The 18,239-nt window shown below is 49.7% G+C and carries 15 protein-coding genes; 9 read left to right on the top strand and 6 right to left on the bottom strand.

The features are described from left to right. The first annotated feature begins 10 nt into the window (after positions 1–10). The 9 genes from H065_RS0100665 (at position 11) to H065_RS0100625 (ending at position 12,221) form a co-directional block, all read left to right on the top strand. Positions 11–1,300 carry a TerD family protein gene (locus H065_RS0100665; protein ID WP_017811069.1) on the top strand — a complete coding sequence of 430 codons (1,290 nt, stop codon included), beginning with the start codon at positions 11–13 and terminating at the stop codon, positions 1,298–1,300. A 159-nt stretch (positions 1,301–1,459) separates the two neighbouring features. Next, the gene (locus tag H065_RS0100660) at positions 1,460–2,668 is read left to right on the top strand and encodes an HpcH/HpaI aldolase/citrate lyase family protein (protein ID WP_017811068.1); all 1,209 of its coding nucleotides are present in this window, start codon (positions 1,460–1,462) and stop codon (positions 2,666–2,668) included. Beyond that, entirely contained in the window at positions 2,610–4,028 is a 1,419-nt protein-coding gene (locus H065_RS0100655; RefSeq protein WP_017811067.1) for a phosphoribosyltransferase family protein, read from the top strand. Before H065_RS0100660 ends, H065_RS0100655 begins: the two co-directional genes overlap by 59 nt. Next, on the top strand, positions 4,025–5,173 hold the full coding sequence (locus H065_RS0100650; RefSeq protein ID WP_017811066.1) for a cysteine protease StiP family protein: 1,149 nt from the start codon (positions 4,025–4,027) through the stop codon (positions 5,171–5,173). The genes H065_RS0100655 and H065_RS0100650 overlap by 4 nt, the downstream gene beginning before the upstream one ends. Next, positions 5,173–6,015, top strand: a complete 843-nt coding sequence (locus H065_RS0100645) for an HAD family hydrolase (protein WP_017811065.1) — start codon at positions 5,173–5,175, stop codon at positions 6,013–6,015. The genes H065_RS0100650 and H065_RS0100645 overlap by 1 nt, the downstream gene beginning before the upstream one ends. After that, positions 5,996–7,036: an ATP-grasp domain-containing protein gene (locus H065_RS0100640; RefSeq protein ID WP_017811064.1), complete on the top strand. Its 1,041-nt coding sequence runs from the start codon at positions 5,996–5,998 to the stop codon at positions 7,034–7,036. The genes H065_RS0100645 and H065_RS0100640 overlap by 20 nt, the downstream gene beginning before the upstream one ends. A 32-nt stretch (positions 7,037–7,068) precedes the next feature. Further along, positions 7,069–7,800 carry a hypothetical protein gene (locus H065_RS0100635; protein ID WP_017811063.1) on the top strand — a complete coding sequence of 244 codons (732 nt, stop codon included), beginning with the start codon at positions 7,069–7,071 and terminating at the stop codon, positions 7,798–7,800. 68 nt (positions 7,801–7,868) lie between these two features. Beyond that, positions 7,869–8,993, top strand: coding sequence for a toxic anion resistance protein (locus tag H065_RS0100630; RefSeq protein WP_017811062.1), 1,125 nt, complete (start codon positions 7,869–7,871; stop codon positions 8,991–8,993). A 327-nt stretch (positions 8,994–9,320) separates the two neighbouring features. Then, complete coding sequence (locus H065_RS0100625) at positions 9,321–12,221, top strand: glycoside hydrolase family 3 C-terminal domain-containing protein (protein WP_017811061.1); 2,901 nt, start codon at positions 9,321–9,323, stop codon at positions 12,219–12,221. A 185-nt stretch (positions 12,222–12,406) separates the two neighbouring features. Here H065_RS0100625 and H065_RS0100620 read toward each other — a convergent pair whose 3' ends face one another. The 6 genes from H065_RS0100620 to H065_RS0100595 all read right to left on the bottom strand — a co-directional run bounded on the left by H065_RS0100620 (position 12,407) and on the right by H065_RS0100595 (position 18,179). Then, positions 12,407–13,348 (bottom strand): DUF418 domain-containing protein, encoded by a 942-nt coding sequence (locus H065_RS0100620; RefSeq protein WP_017811060.1) that lies wholly within the window; start codon positions 13,346–13,348, stop codon positions 12,407–12,409. A gap of 336 nt (positions 13,349–13,684) precedes the next feature. Next, positions 13,685–14,440, bottom strand: coding sequence for a phosphate ABC transporter ATP-binding protein PstB (gene pstB, locus H065_RS0100615; protein WP_017811059.1), 756 nt, complete (start codon positions 14,438–14,440; stop codon positions 13,685–13,687). A 71-nt stretch (positions 14,441–14,511) separates the two neighbouring features. Continuing rightward, positions 14,512–15,441 (bottom strand): phosphate ABC transporter permease PstA, encoded by a 930-nt coding sequence (gene pstA, locus H065_RS0100610; RefSeq protein ID WP_017811058.1) that lies wholly within the window; start codon positions 15,439–15,441, stop codon positions 14,512–14,514. After that, positions 15,438–16,364, bottom strand: coding sequence for a phosphate ABC transporter permease subunit PstC (pstC, locus tag H065_RS0100605; RefSeq protein WP_017811057.1), 927 nt, complete (start codon positions 16,362–16,364; stop codon positions 15,438–15,440). Before pstC ends, pstA begins: the two co-directional genes overlap by 4 nt. 190 nt (positions 16,365–16,554) lie before the next feature. Next, positions 16,555–17,493, bottom strand: coding sequence for a phosphate ABC transporter substrate-binding protein (locus H065_RS0100600; RefSeq protein WP_017811056.1), 939 nt, complete (start codon positions 17,491–17,493; stop codon positions 16,555–16,557). 344 nt (positions 17,494–17,837) lie between these two features. After that, positions 17,838–18,179, bottom strand: a complete 342-nt coding sequence (locus H065_RS0100595; RefSeq protein ID WP_017811055.1) for a YtxH domain-containing protein — start codon at positions 18,177–18,179, stop codon at positions 17,838–17,840. Positions 18,180–18,239 lie beyond the last annotated feature (60 nt).

Below are 18,239 nucleotides of genomic sequence, written 5' to 3'. Positions count from 1 at the left end.
AGGTCCAAGGATGAGCGTATCCATAGTCAAAGGGCAAAAAACAGATGTTACCAAACTACATCCGGAATTAAGTCAGCTGAATATTGTGCTGGGCTGGCAGGCGCCGGCAGCGCTGGAGCTGGATACTTCCGCATTTCTGCTGCAGCAGGATGGACGGGTAAGTAGTGACAATGATCTGATCTTTTATGGTAATCCCCGCAATGCATTTATTACATACCAGGAGAACCCTGCAGGCCCGGATCAGCGTCAGTTTCAGGTTACGATGAGCGCGCTGCCGCAGAGCGTTCATAAAATCGCGGTCACCCTGACCATTTATAACAGTGATACCGGCAATTATACGTTCAGTCAGGCCAGCGGGATGTACCTGCGTGCTGTAGACGGGCGTACCGGGGCGGAGATTTTCCGCTATAATCTCGACAATCATTTCTCCAATGAGACGGCTATTGTTATTGGGGAATTCTATAGATATCAATCCGAATGGAAATTTTCTGCTGTAGGAGCTGGTTATTTTGGCGGTCTCAAAGAGCTGTGCGGAAGTTACGGCGTAGACGTGGAAGATACATCTTCGGCTGCCCCTTCACCATCTCCGCCGATATCGTCGCCACCCGTACAGCAGGCTCCTGTTCGGCAAGTTCCACCTTCAACGCCTGCTCCATCATCAGCGCCACCTGCTCCAGCTCCGCAGTCAGCACCGCTGAATCTGCGCAAAATCGAGCTTAAGAAAAAAGGCGATGTGATCAACCTACAGAAAAAGGCTGCGGGTACCCTGGGCGAGCTGCTGATCAATCTGAATTGGAACCGTGTACAAAAGAAAGGCTTCTTCAATCGGGGCAGCGGCGGCACGGATCTGGATCTGGGCTGTCTGTACGAGCTCAAGGATGGTACAAAGGGCGTCGTGCAAGCGCTGGGCAATAGATTTGGACATATGGACTACGAGCCGTATGTGGCGCTTGACGCGGATGACCGTACAGGCGCGCGCGCAGGCGGTGAGAATATGCGGATCAATGGCAACAAAATTGCACAGATTCAGCGTATTCTGGTCTTTTCCTTTATCTACGAAGGCATTTCGCGCTGGACAGAAGCGGATGGAGTCGTCACCATTTATCAAAAGGATGGCCCGGATATTATCGTGCGTCTGGATGAACATGATAACGGCAAGCCGATGTGTGCGATTGCCATGATTCAAAATGTAGGCAATGAGACATTTAGCATTGAGCGAATCGTGCAGTACTTTGCCGGTCATCGTCAGATGGATGAAGCGTTCCGCTGGGGAATGCGCTGGACAGCCGGAAGAAAGTAAACCGAAAAGCATGTGATTCACCTCTGTTATTGTGTGCGGTTCTAGAGCACCATTGTCGTCCCTCCTGCTGATTGATACAGGAGGGGCTTATTTTATCTGTAAGGTTAGCCGGATGATAACATCAGGCAGCCGGGGCATGGCCTATTCAGGAGGGGTGTTATGCGTTACTTTAATTATTTATCACAAGCGGAAGAAGAGGAATTGTTCTACTCCGTCCCGGTTCACTATGATAATTCTTCCGAGCGGGAGCTGCTGGCTTATGCGATCGGCCCGGCGCTGTACTGTCCGGCTACCCGGCCGACGATTGCCCGCGATATTCTGACGCAGCGGCACCGTGGCCTGACCTCCTGGGTATTCGATCTGGAGGATGCTATTGGAGATCAACAGGTGGAAGCCGCTGAACATTCGCTGGTGGAGCAGGTGCACTATTTGCAGGAAGTGATGGATAAGGACTCTTCTGTTCGGTCCCGTATTCCGCTGTTATTTATCCGGGTGAGAAGTGTGGAGCAATTGCAGCGAATTATCCGGTATATGGGAGATGGAATGCAACAAATCACTGGTATTATGCTGCCCAAGTTCAACGCTGTCATTGGCGAACAGTATCTGCAAGTCATAGTGGAATATAATCATGCCCGGCATGAAGGTGCTCCCATACTATATGGTCTGCCGATTCTGGAGACCGCTGCGGTCATTTACCGGGAGAGCCGTCTGGATGAACTGCTCTCGATTAAGCGGGTATTGGATGCCTATCAGGACTATGTGCTGAATGTTCGTATCGGAGCGACGGACTTCTCCAGCCTGTTCGGATTGCGACGCAGCTCGGATATGACAATCTATGATATTACGACGATCCGGGATTGTATCTCGGATATCATTAATCTATTTGGCCGGATGGAATCACCGTATGTGATCTCGGGTCCAGTCTGGGAATACTTTTCCAGCGGGGAACGGGTATTGAAGCCGCAGATTCGTCAGTCTCCATTCGAGGAAGCGCTGGGAGCCGATGGCCGCAAGCTGCGTAATGAATATATCAATCGTCATGTGGACGGGCTGATCCGCGAAGTCATCATGGACAAGGAAAACGGCATGATCGGCAAAACTATTATCCATCCGTCCCATATCGGGCTGGTTCAGTCGCTGTATACAGTCCGTCAGGAAGAGTATGAAGATGCACAGGGGATTATCGCCAACAATACGGGCGAGCTCGGCGTCTTCAAAAGCGGATATGCCAACAAAATGAACGAGATCAAACCACATCTTAACTGGGCCCGTCGCATTATGGCCCGATCACAAATATACGGGGTGCTGCATGAACAACAACATTTCATCTCTTTACTCTCAGAGCAAGAACGGCACGTATACGTATAACATTCTGGATGGATTGACGGTACATGTACAAGTGGACCATAATCCGTTCGGACTTCCCATGGAGCAGCTGTTTGAAATGGCTGCTCGTGTGAATCCCAAGCGCTCTTTTCTGTTTGTCAGTAAAGTGCTGGGCAAGCATCTGGCAGTTCGTCCATATCAGTCGCTGCTGAGCGGTGCAGCATTATCGCTGCTGCTGTATCGTGAAATGCAGACCGAGACCGATCCTGCCGTAGAGCAGCTGCTGCCGGAGATCATCGCAGCGCTGTCCTCGGGCGAGAACGTAGATCAAGCCTATCAACAGCTGATGAAGCTAAAGCTGACTACCCCTGTGCCGCTGGCTTTTATCGGATTTGCCGAGACAGCAACAGCACTCGGACACAGCATGTATGAGGCATTTAACCGGGGAGCTACCTATGTACATACAACCCGGCACCAGATTGTCGGACAGGAACCATTTATCCAGTTTGAAGAGGAACACTCCCATGCTGTCTCTCACCGCTGCTATGCGAGAGAAGCGCGGATGATTGCCGGAGAGCATCCGATTGTACTCGTAGATGACGAGATTACGACAGGCAAAACGGCGCTGAATATTATTCGCGCGATTCATGAACAGCATCCACGGCATGTCTATTATGTGGCTTCGCTGCTGGATTGGCGGAGTGAGGAGAATGTACGCCGATATGCGGAACTGGAGCTGGAGCTGGGAATTACCATCACGCCCATTTCGCTGGTAAAAGGTCAGATTGAGGTGGAAGGCAAGCCGGATCTCTCTCATCCCGCAGCCGTTCCTGCTGGTCTGACAGCCGAGACGCCGGTGAACCGGATCGAACTGGGACATTTGTTCGAACTACTGGAAGATCGTCATTCGGTCGATGGATCGGGAACCTTACATACCGCTCCATTTATTATGGGAACCGGCCGATTCGGTGTAGACGAGCAAGATAATCTTCGAAACACACACAGTATCCACCAGGCGGCAACATTGTTGCGTGAACAGCGGCAGGGCACACGTACGCTCTGTCTCGGAACGGAAGAATTTATGTATATCCCCATGAGGATCAGTGCAGAGCTGGGCGAGGGTGTCTTTTACCATTCCACTACGCGCAGCCCGGTATACCGGTCCAATGTACCGAATTATCCGATTCGTACGGGGCATTCCTTTGATTCGCCGGAAGATAGCAGTGTGACCAATTATGTATACAATCTCGTGCCAGGTGCCTATGATGAAGTATTCGTATTTCTGGAACGGCAGGTACCGGCAGGAGACCTGGATTCATTAATTCGCAGTCTGCAGGGCGGGTTGTTTGGACAGATTCATATCGTGATCTGTGGTCCGGAACAGGGAGGAACATCCATATGACAACCGAGATGCATCAGGCCTGGCAGAAGCCGAGGCTGGCTGATCCGGAGCCGCTGGGAAGCTACGCTCCTGCCGATGCCGTCTTTCTGCTGAAAGATCTGAGCGATGTGGATCTGGAGCGAGGAACGGAAGAGCGGGAAGAAGCGATTCAGACGGGTACCCATTATTCCGAAATGCTGCCGCAGGAATACCAGCCGACTGCCGAGTATGTCGATCTGTTCCAGCATACGCTGGCTGATTCCGCCGAAAAGGTCGCGCTGGCTGCAGGTGTCGTCAGTGAACTTATTCTGCGCAAGCGCGGCTCTCAGACGGTGCTGTTGTCTCTAGCCAGAGCCGGTACACCGGTTGGGGTACTGATCAAGCGCTATTTGCTGCACAAATACAAGCTGGATTTGCCGCATTACAGCATTTCGATTATCCGGGGCAAAGGGATCGATAATAATGCCCTTAAATATATTTTGCAAAAGCATGGCGTAGAGCAGCAGATCCAGTTTATTGATGGCTGGACAGGCAAAGGGGCTATTCGTAACGTATTGATCCAGTCCTGCCGCGAGTTCAACGAGCGATACGGGACTAATCTGCAGGATGATCTGGCAGTACTGGCCGATCCGGCAGGTTCTTCGGATACGTACGGTACCCGGGAAGACTTTCTGATTCCAAGTGCCTGTCTGAATTCAACGGTATCGGGGCTGATGAGCCGTACTGTACTGCGGGACGATCTGATCGGCGAAGATGATTTCCATGGATCAAAGTTCTATAGACATTGGCTGGATCAGGATCTGTCGAATACGTTTGTAGATCAGGTCAGCCGCTATTTCCCGGCAGTGGCGCAGCAAGCCGAGCTGCGTGCACAGGAACTGCTGGAGCATCCCGAGCCGGCAAACTGGCAGGGGATCGAAGATATCCGCTGGATTCAACAGGAATACCAGATTCATGACATTAATCTGATCAAGCCAGGTGTAGGCGAGACGACGCGGGTACTGCTGCGCCGTGTACCCTGGAAAATACTGATCGATCGGGAAGACAATCCAAATCTGCGTCATATTCTGCTGTTGGCCCGTGAGCGCCAGGCCCAGATTGAAGTATGTCCGCAGCTGACCTATTCCTGCTGCGGTATTATCAAGCCGAGAGAGGAGCATGCCTGATGCTGATCTATGCAAGTGATCTGGACCAGACCCTGATTTATTCGGAGCGTTCCCGCGGCATGGATGTGGACGATCGAATTATGATACCGGCTGAACAGGTAGATGGACGCGTAATTTCCCATATTTCTATTCGGGCTTTGGAACAGTTGAAGCAGATAGCCGGGGCGATTCCATTTGTACCGGTAACGACGCGAGTACTGGATCTGTATCATCGTATTCATATTTTCCGTGAACAGATTGTTCCCAAATATGCGATTACAAGCAATGGAGCACATATTCTGATCGATGGTCAGGTGAACAGGGAATGGCATGAACTGGTTATGCAGGATGTTCGTGATCAGGCAGCACCGCCGATTGAAGCAATAGCGGCTTTTCATCGGGTCTCCGATCCGTCATGGATTATCCGGGAAAGCTACTGGGAAGATACATTCTTCTCGGTACTGGTTGACCGGGATAGGATGCCGGATGAGCAGGTAATGGCAATCCAGCCGGAGCTGGAGCAGCTGGGCTGGGGATTGTCTATTCAGGGCAGAAAGGTATATCTGGTGCCTTTTCCGGTTAGCAAGAATCGGGCGATCGAGCATGTGAAGCTTCTGGCAGGAGCCGATCAGGTAATTGCTTCCGGTGATTCCCTGCTTGACCGCGGACTGCTGGATCAGGCAGATTACGCGATTGCTCCGGCACATGGAGAGTTGTACCGCGGATTCCGAAGCGGCGAGCTGCAGGGCAATTATGGATTTACGGCACAATCGGGCATTCAGGCAGCGGAAAATATTTTGCGATTTGTAATGGATATCATGAACAGGGAAGGAATCATGGACTATGAGCGGACGGAAAGTTAGAATCTGGTTCAACCGTAGCTTTGCGGTAGGATATCATTACATTAATGCAGTACGCCATAATGAAGACGGCATGGAATTCGAAATTTACGGTACACATCGCGATCCGGAGCATGTCTCGCTGCGTGCCTGCGACCATACGGAGGTGGAACCCGTATTAACAGGAGAAGCCTATGCAGAGTACTGTCTGGACTTTTGCCGTCGTCATCAGATTGAGGTGTTTGTACCGCGCTGGGGCATGCGTTATGTGGTAGCGGCGGCGGATGCTTTTGCGGAAATGGGTGTGAAGCTTGTCTGCTGCACAGATCGAGAGCTGCTTGACCAGGTAGAGGACAAAGGAAACTTCTTCCTGTCTGCAGAGGAAAACAATCTGATGATCGTACCGGAGTATCGTCTGGTGCATACGGCGGAAGAGTTCAAAGAGGCCTACGAAGAGCTGCGGGATATGGGGCTGAGCGTATGTTTCAAGCCGACACGTATGGAAGGCGGAGTAGGCTTCCGGATTATCGATCCCCATTACGATCCGCTAACGGCACTATTCGATAGCGTGAGCGCCAAGATGTCCTATGAACAGGCTTATCATGCACTGTCACAGACCGATACTTTTCCGGAAATTATGGTCATGGAACTGCTGGAAGGGTATGAATACAGTATCGACTGTCTGGCGACGCCGGAAGGCGAACTGCTGGCAGCCGTTCCAAGGCGCAAAGCCGGAGGGCGTTCCCGTCTTTTGGAAGAAGTACCTGAATTGCTGGAAATCGCCCGAAAAGTGGCACAGTTTTACAAGATTCCGTATAATTATAATCTACAATTGATTTATCAGGGGAATGTTCCCAAGGCGCTGGAGATCAATCCGCGTATGTCAGGTGGTCTGCATATGACCTGTCTGAGCGGAGTGAATTTCCCTTATCTGGCTGTCAAAATGGCGCTGGGTTACCCTGTAGCCCCGCAAACACCGGAATATGGATTATTAACCAGTTATGTTGAGCAGCCTGTTCTGATGCAAGGCCAGACTGCACAGTAAATAGATTCAGCTGGAAAGGCAGGTGAATATGGATGAGTAAAGGCAAAATGATCGGCAGAACGTTACTGGCTGGCGGTGCAGGTTATCTCGTCGGATGTGTGCTGGGTATATGGGATGTGCCTGAATATATTACGCTGTTGTTCCCGCTGGCAGGCTCTATCTACGGGATTGCACGGTCAGATCACAAAGCACGTCCGACTATGGAATTTACACAGCCAGAACCGCAGATTCGTCCGGAACGCAGCAATCCGCTGCCTGAACCCGGAAGAAACACGGTACCGGAACGTCCTGCCCGAAATGCTGCCCCGCCAACTCCTCAGCCTGCAGCAGCAGCTTCCGCCGCCGGCGTACCGGCTCAGGAACTGACGGACATTCCGCCGGTATTCCAGCCGGTGCTGGAGTATCTGAATGTGCTGGAAGAAATGATCATTTCGGAAGGGCAGAAGCATAATCTTGATAACGAAATCGTGGAGAAATCCTGCTCGTTGTTCCTGCGTCTGCAGCGTGTTATTCCAATGCTTGCTGAGATGCACAATGATGATATCAACCATACCGTCAAACGATTGGTGCTAAAAGATCTGAACAGCGTGATCAATCCGTTCCTGCGTCTAAGCGGCGAAGCCAAAACCAAAAACCGCCGTATCCTGCTCGACGGAATCAAAGATGTTGATAAACGTATTACTCAGATCGTTAAAACGATTGAACATAAAGACCTGATTGAACTTCAGTCCCGAGCGGAAATTATCCATCAGCGGTATTCCTGATATCTGAAATAAGTACCAGGAGTACTGTATGCGATGAATTGCTGAAATCGATGAAAGGGGAGAATGCGATGGCAACTCCACCGTTAAGTCTCAAAAAAGAAGATGAACAAAAGCTTACCCAGGAGGCAAGCGTCATTATCCAGAAAGTCGCACAGGCTGACAGCATAAGTCTGGACGTACTGATGGACGAAGTCGGCAAGCTCGGCATGCAGACGCAGGAACGTGCGACACAGACCCTGCAGATGCTGGATCGTCCGGTTAATGATCTGATGTCAGGCAAGTCCAAGCAGGTATCCAACCTGATCCTGTCCTTGCGTGATGAGTGCGAAGCGCTGCAGCAGAGCAAAAATGTTAGTCTGTTCGGCAAACTGCTGCGCAAGTCTCCGATCAAAAACTATGTCTACAAATATCAGTCTGTCAGCAAGAACGTAGACGCGATTGTACAGGGACTGCGTGACGGTAAGGACACACTGGAAGAGAATATGATCAGCATGCGTACGCTCAAACGCAATTCCCTGCAGGAGATCTATAATCTCCAGTACAAAATCGCTATGGGTGGCGAGCTGAAAACCCTTTTCGAAGCGGAGATCCAAAAGCCCGAAAATGAGCATCGCAAAGTATATCTGGAGCGTGGCCTGCGCAAAGTCGTTACCCGTATCCAGTCGATGACTGAAAATATTATGCTGTTCAACCAGGCGATTGCCGCAACTGATATCGTCAATGATACGAATGATAAACTGATTGATTCAGTCAATGACTCGGTCTACAAAGCAGCCAATCTGATCAAGATCTCGGCCATGATCGCACTGGCGATCGAAGATCAGGATCGGGTAGCCAATGCGGTAGAGAGTGTCAACCAGACGATCGAAGATCAGTTCAAGCGCAATGCCGAGATGCTGAAAACCAACAGCGAACGCTCTGCCGAACTGCTCAAAAAGCCGACCATGTCACTGGAATCGGTCAATCAGGCGATCTCCGATCTGATGTCTGCGCTGGATACATCCGAGCGTTCCAACCGTGAGATTATTAGCAGCTGTCAGGACTATACAGCCAAGCTGTCCACTATCAATGAACAGATGACCCGTCGTCTGGGGCTGGAAAAAGCAGAAGCTTCTTCTGGATCATCGGCGGCATTAAACAGCAGTGCTGCTGCGGCAGCATCACGTGATCCATTGGCTGATTTGCTGCGATAAGATGCGCATCATAGCATCATAATAAGCCTTACAAAATACCCTTTTGCTGATGCAAAGGGGTATTTTTCATGCTATTAATCTAGTAGGGAAGAAGCGTAGACGAGCAAACTCTTCTCATGTCCAGACTTTTGCGAGAGAGGTAACACCAGTAAAATCTTCACTAATTATTACGCTAATTATCACCTGACAATTCAACTTGAAAGGGCTTTCTTTTAGCAAAAGATTGCATTACCATAAAAATGTAGCAGTACGTAATCGATAGATAAAAACAAATTTTTGCTGAGCATCAAACTATATTTTCATTAATCTTAAAGGAGATATAACAATATGGAACAAACGACCAAATATCCTTTTCAGGACCATACGCTGGAGCTGGATCAACGGGTACATGATCTGGTGGACCGCCTGACTGAAGAAGAGAAAATAGAATCGATGCTGCAATACCAGCCAGCTGTAGAGCGACTGGGTGTAGGTGCGTACAAGCACGGTACCGAAGCTGCGCACGGTATTGCCTGGCTGGGCGAAGCGACCTTTTTCCCGCAACCTGTCGGACTGGCCTGTACGTGGGACAGCGAACTGATGCACCGAATCGGTAATGTGATCTCCGATGAAGCAAGGGTTATGTACAAGCGTAATCCGGCAATCAACGGTCTGACCCTATGGGCACCTACTGTGGATATGGAGCGTGATCCGCGCTGGGGACGCAATGAAGAAGCCTATGGAGAAGATCCTCGTCTGACGGGTGAACTGGCGACTCGTCTTGTACAGGGAATTCAGGGTGATCATCCTACATATCTCAAGGCTGTAGCGACGCTGAAGCATTTTCTCGGCAACAATAATGAAGTCGATCGGGGCAGCGGCTCCTCCAGTATTGATCCGCGCAATATGCGGGAATACTATCTCAAAGCGTTCGAACAACCTTTTACCGAGGGCAAAGCCCAATCGATGATGACCGCCTACAATTCGATCAATGGTACACCTGCACTGCTGCACCCGCTCGTGCAGGAAGTAGTCAAAGGCGAGTGGGGAATGGATGGATTTATCGTCAGTGATGCCGGCGATGTGATGGGCATTATGAATGACCATGGCTATTATGATTCGCATACTCCCGGCGTCGCCGAATCGGTCAAAGCAGGTATTGACAGTATTACCGATGATGCAGACCTGTCCAAAGCAGCACTGCGTGAAGCCCTGGAACAGGGATTGCTCAGCTGGGAAGATATTGATCGCGCCTTGTTCCATACGTTCCGCGTTCGCTTCCGGCTGGGAGAGTTCGATCCTGCCGAGCTGAATCCGTATGCTGCAATTGGGGAAGAATCGATGATGACCGAGGAAGCCAAAGCTGTTGCAGCAGAAGCCGTACGCAAATCGATTGTCCTGCTCAAAAATGACAATGGCATGCTTCCATTATCCAGCCAGGGGACCGATGATGTGGCAGTGATCGGCGAACTCGGCGATATCGTGTATCGGGATTGGTACTCTGGTACACTGCCATATGCCGTGACTGGTCTGCAGGGCATAGAAGCCAAAGTAAAAGGAAAAGTACACTATCATGACGGCAATGACCGGGTGAGCTTCAAATCTGCAGGGCAGGGTGGAATACTGTCTGTCCAACAAACCGAATCGGAAAAAGAGAAGGCGACTGTTGGGGTAGATCGGAGCGCAGACTCCTCATTGCCATCTGATCCTGCAAATGCTGTAGAAGCGCTGAGTAAGAACACGAACAGCGTGTTCACCGTATCCGATTGGGGATTTGGCAGCTATACGATCCGTTTGGCAGAGAGCGACAAGTACTGGACAGCCGATGATGAAGGTCAGCAGATTACAGCTTCTGCCGACGAAGCGTATGGATGGTTTGTCAAAGAAGTATTCGGTCTGGATCAGCAGGATGACGGACGCATAGCAATCAGCACGTGGAATGGACGCGCGGTGTATCCTTCGGGTACGGAAGGAAATCTGGCTATTGCGGAAGAGCAGACAGTACCGGGGGAAGAAAGACTTTTTGAGAAGATGGTATTGGAAAATGGGTTGGAACAGGCGGTGGCAGCAGCCCGTGCAGCGAAGACAGCGATTGTATTTGTCGGCAACAATCCGCTGATCAACGGTAAGGAAGAGAATGACCGTCCAAGTCTGGAGCTGCCAGCCTCCCAGCTGAAGTTGATTCAGGAAGTATATGCAGCCAATCCCAATACTGTTGTTGTGGTAGTCGGCAGTTATCCATTTGCTATGGAATGGGTGGAAGAGCATATTCCGGCAATTCTATATCTGTCTCATGCCGGTCCGGAATTGGGCAATGCAGTAGCGGATGTGCTATACGGAGATTACGCTCCGGCTGGGCGCCTGAATATGACCTGGTACCGTTCGGAAGAGCAGCTCGGTGATCTGAGGGATTACGATATTATCCGCTCGGAACGCACGTATCAGTATTTCAGAGGTCAGGCGTTGTATCCGTTTGGTCATGGGCTCACCTATGCACCGATGGAGTACAGCAGTCTGGAACTGGAAGCTGAAGAGGTAGATGCAGAGGATACAATCCGTCTGTCGGTTACGATTCGCAATACCGGAGCGATCGATAGTGATGAAGTGGTGCAGCTGTATACGAAGCTGGATCAATCGCGTATCCAGCGGCCGCTGCGTACTCTGCAAGCCTTCCGGCGCATTCATCTGGCAGCCGGTCAGTCAAGTGTCGTTACGTTCGAGCTGCCAGTGAACGAGCTATCCTGCTGGGATGTAACACGTAGCCGTTATTGTGTCGAGACGGGCAGCTATACTCTGATGGTCGGTCGCTCTTCTGCGGATATTCAGCTGCAGTCCAATGTTCAGGTAAATGGCGAAGTGATCCCTCCCCAGGAACTGACCAAACCGGTACTGGCCGAGAACTATGACGACTATCGTCAGGTGCATCTGGTAGAATCCAGTGAAGGCGGTGCGGCTGTGGAAGCGCTGGGCGATGGAGCGTGGATTCTGTTCAGCGATGCGGAATTTGGTGAAGCAGGTACAGGGACATTCCAGGCACGGACTGCATTTGCCGGCGAATCCGGTGAAGTACAGATTCGTCTGGATGCACCGGATGGAATATTGATCGGTACACTGGAACTGAATGGCTCTGCGGGTATAACCAACTGGCAGAATACCAGCGTGAATATACAGTCGGTGAATGGACGTCATAATGTATATCTGGTGCTTCGTCAGGGCACTCGTATTCGTGAATTCCGGTTTGGACAGTAAGTATACGATTTGATATAGTAAGTATCCGATTGATTTATTGATTAAATGGAAGTGCAGAGTAGGCAATGTGATGGTTCGGAATGTACAATCAAGCATCAAGCAGCACACAATTAAAAGGGCAGCTTTCCTCAGTGGAAGCTGCCCTTTTACATTTTAATCTTTCAAGAGGAGGATATTGTTCAGCGCTAGGGCTTCTGTCCATATGTACCAAGGCGCCATATATATTCGATCGGTCCCATAGCAAAGCGACTTAGCCACCAGCTGCTGAGAATCATCTGAATAATCAGAATAAATAGGGCAGTAATCATCAGTACAGTAATATGTACCTGAGACGGCCAATGCAGCAGATAAGACAGTAGTAGAATCACAGCCGTCTGTGATACATAGTTGGTTAAGGCCATACGTCCAAGATTGCCGAGCGGTGTCAGCAGACGCTCGATACGCGGATGACGCAGCAGCAGGATCAATGTTGTGACATAGAATACACTCACCGGCAGTCCGCTTAACATGGAGGAGATATCCACCAATCCGAATTGATCCAGAATCCGGTTACCTGCCAGATGCAGTGGCCAGATGAGCACGAGGGCTGCAATTTGTGTAATCCGCAGTCCTTTGCGATAGCGTCCTGGCTCGGCGAATAACCTGATCTGGCCAGCCCATTTGCCCAGGAAAAACATGCCCAGTGCCTCCAGCTGAGCGATACCCAACCAGCCCACACTTATGCTGATAATGAACAATGCCATCAGCAGACTCACCCACGGCTTGACCCGGTAAAAAGGAATCAGAAAAAATCCGAGTATCGCGTATACCAACAGCGCCTCTCCAGGCTGAAAATAATGATGGATCATACCAATCACGAGTAAAATAAGCAATCTGCGAGTAAAGCGGAGACGCGGACGGTCGCCACGTGCCTCGGCCCGGCTCATAAAAATATGAAAGCCTACTCCGAATAGAAATGCAAAAATAACATAAAAACGCTGCTCCACAGCAAAATACAGAAATTGCAAAATCCCCTCATCGAGTGGAGTCCGGTCCATATTGTAATGTACCAATTGCATAATATTAATCAGGATAATTCCACACAATGCGAATCCGCGCAGAATATCCAGGTTAGCCAAGCGTTTCAAAATAATGCCTCCTTATATGTGAATATCTAATAGCTATAGGAAAGACCGATCAAAGAGCCAATATATTTCCTCTCTGTTCATCATGCGGAGTCTCTCCATATATTCAGCATAAAAGAACCATCCGGATGGTACTATCGATTTACCTTACGAAAAGCTTACAGTGAAGAAAGGTGGATCTAATGGATAAATCAATGAGTAAAACATTCTGATCTATTTATGCTAAGAAGTCCAATCCTGCAGTCTGTTCAACTTTTGTCCAAGCCTGGCCTGATCCATGCACGATAGTCAACAGTCAAATGAACTATCGTACAAAGCTAACATACAAAAAAAGACGCTTCATCCGAAGCGTCCCATAATGTATTCCTGTGTAGAATTTTTCTCGGGGTTGGTGAAGATTTTGTTCGTCTCTCCGTGTTCCACCAGATTACCCAGATAAAAGTAAGCGGTATAATCGGATACCCGTGCTGCCTGCTGCATGTTATGAGTGACGATAACGATACGCAGATCACTTTTGAGTTCGGAAATGAGTTCTTCGACTTTGCCGGTGGATACCGGATCGAGTGCGGAAGCCGGTTCATCCAGCAGCAGAATCTGCGGATTGACCGACAATGCGCGGGCGATACACAGACGCTGCTGTTGACCGCCGGACAGGGAAAGTGCCGACTCTTTCAGCCGATCTTTGACTTCGTCCCAGAGAGCGGCACGGCGCAGACTGGTTTCGACGATTTCGTCGAGTTTTTTGCGATTTTTGATCCCATAGTAGCGTGGACCAAAAGCAATATTCTCATAAATGGATTTGTAAAATGGATTCGGACGCTGCCATACCATACCGATCCGTTGCCGAAGCTTGATAACATCTGTAGAAGGAGATGCAAGATCGATGCCGTCCATCCAGATATGGCCAGTACTGCGCGCTCCGGCGATCTCATCATTCATCCGGTTGAGTGAGCGCAGGAATGTGGATTTCCCGCATCCCGATGGGCCGATCAGCGCAGTGACCGTTTTGGCGGGGAAACCAAGACTTATATTTTTAATGGCTTGATACTCGCCATAGTAGACACTTAGATCTTCTGTACTGAAAGGCATTGCCATAGTATAAAATCCTCCTTGAGTAGACTGCCATAGGGACAGAAAGGATCTGTCCCATAATGATCCTGGGAAAATTAGTTCATGCGTTTGGAAGCAGTCATATAACGATACAGTGTACGACCGCCCCAGCGTGCGAGCAGATTGAAAATCAATACCATGATTACGAGCACAGCGGAAGCGCCGGCAGCAATCTGTATCGCATCCGGTGCTAGACCTTCACTGTTGACTTTCCAGATATGGGTAGCCAGTGTCTCGGCCGGGCGCAGCGGGTTCAGTGGTGAACGCGGATGCAGCGGATTCCAGTCCGAGAAGTTCAGCGGAGGCGTCGTCATACCGGACGTGAACAGCAGAGCTGCTGCTTCACCGAATACACGGCCTGCTGCCAGAATCGTACCGGTAACGAGCGAAGGAATTGCTACCGGAAGCATGATAGAAGTGATGATTTTCCATTTGGATAATCCCAGTGCCAGACCGGCTTCTTTTTGCTCACGGGGTACGGAAGCAAAAGCCTGTTCTGTAATCCGTACCATGAGCGGCAAGTTGAAGATGGTCAGTGCCAATGCACCTGCCAGCAGGGAGAATCCCATACCCATAGTGTTGACAAAGACCAGGAGACCGAACAAACCGATAACGATCGACGGGAAAGAGGACAGTACCTCTACAACCAGTCGGATAAAGCCAGTGATTTTGCCGGGTTTGGCATATTCGGACATATAGATCCCGCCGCCGAGACCAAGCGGAATTGTAATAATCATTGTCAGTACGAGCAGGTACAGGGAGTTGAACAGTGGAGGCCCTATTCCGCCGCCTTCACGAATCGTCTGTGGCTTGGACGTCAGGAAATCCCAGCTAATATGTCCCAGACCACGGAACAGGATGAATCCGAGCAGGCCGATCAAAATGGCTACAATGGAGAGCGCAAGAGCGACAATAATAACCGTAGCGATTTTGTCTGCATTTCTGGCCCGTGTTCTGGCTTTGGTGTTTACGGTTTTAGTTGTCATACCCGGTTTCTCCTTTCGAGCAGGCGGATGATGAGGATGAAGACAAATGTCATCAGCATCAGTACGAGTGCCATACTCCACAATGCATTATTCTGAATAGAACCCATTGCTGTATTCCCCATGCCGAGTGTAATAACACTGGTCAGCGTGGATGCGGATTCCAGCAGGGACGTTGGAATATAAGGGGCATTACCGATAACCATCTGTACGGCCAGTGCTTCACCGAATGCACGAGCCATACCGAGTACGATACCGGTTAGCAGTGCAGGCAGAACAGTGGGCAATACTACACGGTAAATGGTCTGCCAGCGTGTAGCACCGAGTGCATACGAAGCTTCACGCAGACCACGCGGTAGGGAAGCCAGGGCATCTGCAGCTACGCTTGTAATTGTCGGCAGGATCATAATCGACAGTACCAGTGCACCGGCACCTACACCGATACCCTGTCCGCCTACATGATCACGCAGGAAAGGAACAATCAGGGTCAGACCGATAAATCCGTATACAACCGAAGGAATACCGGACAGCAGCTCAATCGCCGGTTGCAGGATGCGTTTACCGAAAGTGGGCACGATCTCGGTCATGAACAGCGCTGCCGCAATACTCAGCGGACTTGCGATCAGTGCAGCCAGCAGGGTAACCATAAAGGAACCCGAGATTGCCGGTAATGCGCCAAATGAAGGTTCAGCTGCATCCGGAGCCCAGTGGGTACCGAAGAAGAATTCAGTCAGGCTGACACCATTTACTGCAAAGGTAGCAACGCCTTTGGAAGTAACAAAATACACAATGGATACGATGACCGCAATCAGAAAAACAACACACACCGATGTGTAAATTTTGCCGATCCAGTCTTCCAGACGGTGCTTCTCAAGCGGCAGCCTGCGACGCTGTGCTTCCCGTGGAGTAACTTTGGAATGCTCCATAAGTAATAACCTCTTTTCTTCATGCTTTGAATAAATGACATGCCGTTATCTCAACAATTCAAGGGAGAATGATGATGAAATCGTCGTTCTGTATAAAAACGTGAAAAGAGAGGCGGGGTCCCCGCCTCTTCGAGCCATGGCGATCGAGCCAGCAGCTGCATCTTTTCATCTGTTATATTCGATTCAATGCTTATTTCTGGCTAACTTTACCTTCTGCATCACGTTGTACCTGCATGCCGGACATTGGGATATAACCCAGTTCTGTTACATCGCTTTGTTGAACATCTTCGCTCAGCATGTAATCCAGGAACGCTTTGGTAGAAGCATCTGGCTCACCTTTGGTATACATGTGCTCGTAAGCCCAGATTGGGTATTTACCAGCTTCAACATTCTCTACCTTAGGTTCTACGCCGTCATAGCTCAGTGCAGTTACACTGTCATCCAGGTAAGACAGTGCCAGGTAACCGATAGCGCCTGGAGTTTCAGCGATCAGCTTTTTAACCGTACCGGAAGAATCCTGTTGGATCGAACCTGCTGGATCTTCTGTTTTCTCACCCAGTGCGTACTTCTCAAAAGTAGCACGAGTACCGGAGCTGCTTGGACGGTTGATAACGACGATCTTTTGATCGGCACCGCCAACTTCTTTCCAGTTCGTTACTTTACCAGTGAAGATATCCACCAGTTGTTGTTTTTTCAGGTCTTTTACGTTAGCGCCTTTGTTGGCAACAGCTGCCATAGCGACTACCGCTACTTGATGATCGACCAGCTCAGCCGCTTTGTCAGCGTCCAGCTTTTCTTCTGCGAATACGTCGGAGTTACCGATATTGGCTTGACCTTCGGATACCTGAGTCAGACCCGTACCGCTACCGCCGCCCTGTACTTGCACAGACACGTTAGCATATTTGGAATCTGCCATAAACTTTTGAGCGACTTGATCAACCAGTGGTTGCAATGCTGTTGAACCTACAGCCAGAATAGAACCGCTAAGCTCGGAAGAATTTTCTCCTCCTGTGCTGCCAGTATCTGTACCGGCATTCGATCCCGAAGTAGTTCCGCCGTTTGATCCGCAGGCAGCAAGCACAAGGACCATCGTCAGCGTAAGAAGCATGATTGGCAGTTTTTTAAACATTTGTAAAGTCTCCTCCCCCTAATTAAAGGCGCAATACTTTTATGTGTTTTGTCTTACATGACTTATTCTAGGGGCGCAGTGTTAGAGTTAAGTCTTAGTTTTGTAAACTCTGTATTAAAATTTCGCGAAATTGTTTGAGGAATGTAAGCGAAGGGAAAGAGGTAGGGAAAAGAAGGAAATGCTCAATTCCGGATATTCTCTTATTGAATAGAAGAAGACCATAATAGAGGAACGTGGACACAGCAAAAATGCCCCATCTTCGGAAAAGAACACCGAAGTTGGGGCATCATTAAATGAAAATGTATGATTTTATAAGCTGCATCGTGGCAGCCGTATCAGGCAAGTTACATGGTAGTTGGGCCGCTGCCTGTACTGTTATGGGACTGTTTGAAGCCTTGGATCTCGGATTTCACATCGCCTACTGCTGATTGTGCTTCGGTTTTGAAGTCTTTGGCAGTACTGAGTGATTCCTTGATTACGCCGACTACTTCCTGGCCTTTTTCGGCGATCTCGTGACCTTTTTCATTAATCATTGGGCCTTTTTCTCTAACCAGTTCGGTAACCTCAGCCAGTTTGGCACGTGCTTTTGCACCTTGCTGCGGGGCGACCAGAACAGCTACACCTGCACCTACCAGCGCACCTGTTACTGCACCGATAGCTAACGTTTTTGTTGTCTCTGTATTCATGTTCATTACTCCCTTCGTAGTGAAGTGCTTGTTTATTATTACCCACATTCATGAAATTAT

Source organism: Paenibacillus shenyangensis (genome assembly GCF_000346635.1).
Lineage (GTDB): Bacteria > Bacillota > Bacilli > Paenibacillales > Paenibacillaceae > Saccharibacillus > Saccharibacillus dauci.
Note: the sequence above shows the minus strand (reverse complement) of the source record. Positions and strands in the feature narration are given on the sequence as shown.

Bases quoted from the DNA above. Each gene is read 5' to 3' on its own strand.
- H065_RS0100665 (WP_017811069.1), top strand. From the start codon at position 11: ATGAGCGTATCCATAGTCAAAGGGCAAAAAACAGATGTTACCAAACTA.
- H065_RS0100660 (WP_017811068.1), top strand. From the start codon at position 1,460: ATGCGTTACTTTAATTATTTATCACAAGCGGAAGAAGAGGAATTGTTC.
- H065_RS0100655 (WP_017811067.1), top strand. From the start codon at position 2,610: ATGAACAACAACATTTCATCTCTTTACTCTCAGAGCAAGAACGGCACG.
- H065_RS0100650 (WP_017811066.1), top strand. From the start codon at position 4,025: ATGACAACCGAGATGCATCAGGCCTGGCAGAAGCCGAGGCTGGCTGAT.
- H065_RS0100645 (WP_017811065.1), top strand. From the start codon at position 5,173: ATGCTGATCTATGCAAGTGATCTGGACCAGACCCTGATTTATTCGGAG.
- H065_RS0100640 (WP_017811064.1), top strand. From the start codon at position 5,996: ATGAGCGGACGGAAAGTTAGAATCTGGTTCAACCGTAGCTTTGCGGTA.
- H065_RS0100635 (WP_017811063.1), top strand. From the start codon at position 7,069: ATGAGTAAAGGCAAAATGATCGGCAGAACGTTACTGGCTGGCGGTGCA.
- H065_RS0100630 (WP_017811062.1), top strand. From the start codon at position 7,869: ATGGCAACTCCACCGTTAAGTCTCAAAAAAGAAGATGAACAAAAGCTT.
- H065_RS0100625 (WP_017811061.1), top strand. From the start codon at position 9,321: ATGGAACAAACGACCAAATATCCTTTTCAGGACCATACGCTGGAGCTG.
- pstB (WP_017811059.1), bottom strand. From the start codon at position 14,440: ATGGCAATGCCTTTCAGTACAGAAGATCTAAGTGTCTACTATGGCGAG.
- pstA (WP_017811058.1), bottom strand. From the start codon at position 15,441: ATGACAACTAAAACCGTAAACACCAAAGCCAGAACACGGGCCAGAAAT.
- pstC (WP_017811057.1), bottom strand. From the start codon at position 16,364: ATGGAGCATTCCAAAGTTACTCCACGGGAAGCACAGCGTCGCAGGCTG.
- H065_RS0100600 (WP_017811056.1), bottom strand. From the start codon at position 17,493: ATGTTTAAAAAACTGCCAATCATGCTTCTTACGCTGACGATGGTCCTT.
- H065_RS0100595 (WP_017811055.1), bottom strand. From the start codon at position 18,179: ATGAATACAGAGACAACAAAAACGTTAGCTATCGGTGCAGTAACAGGT.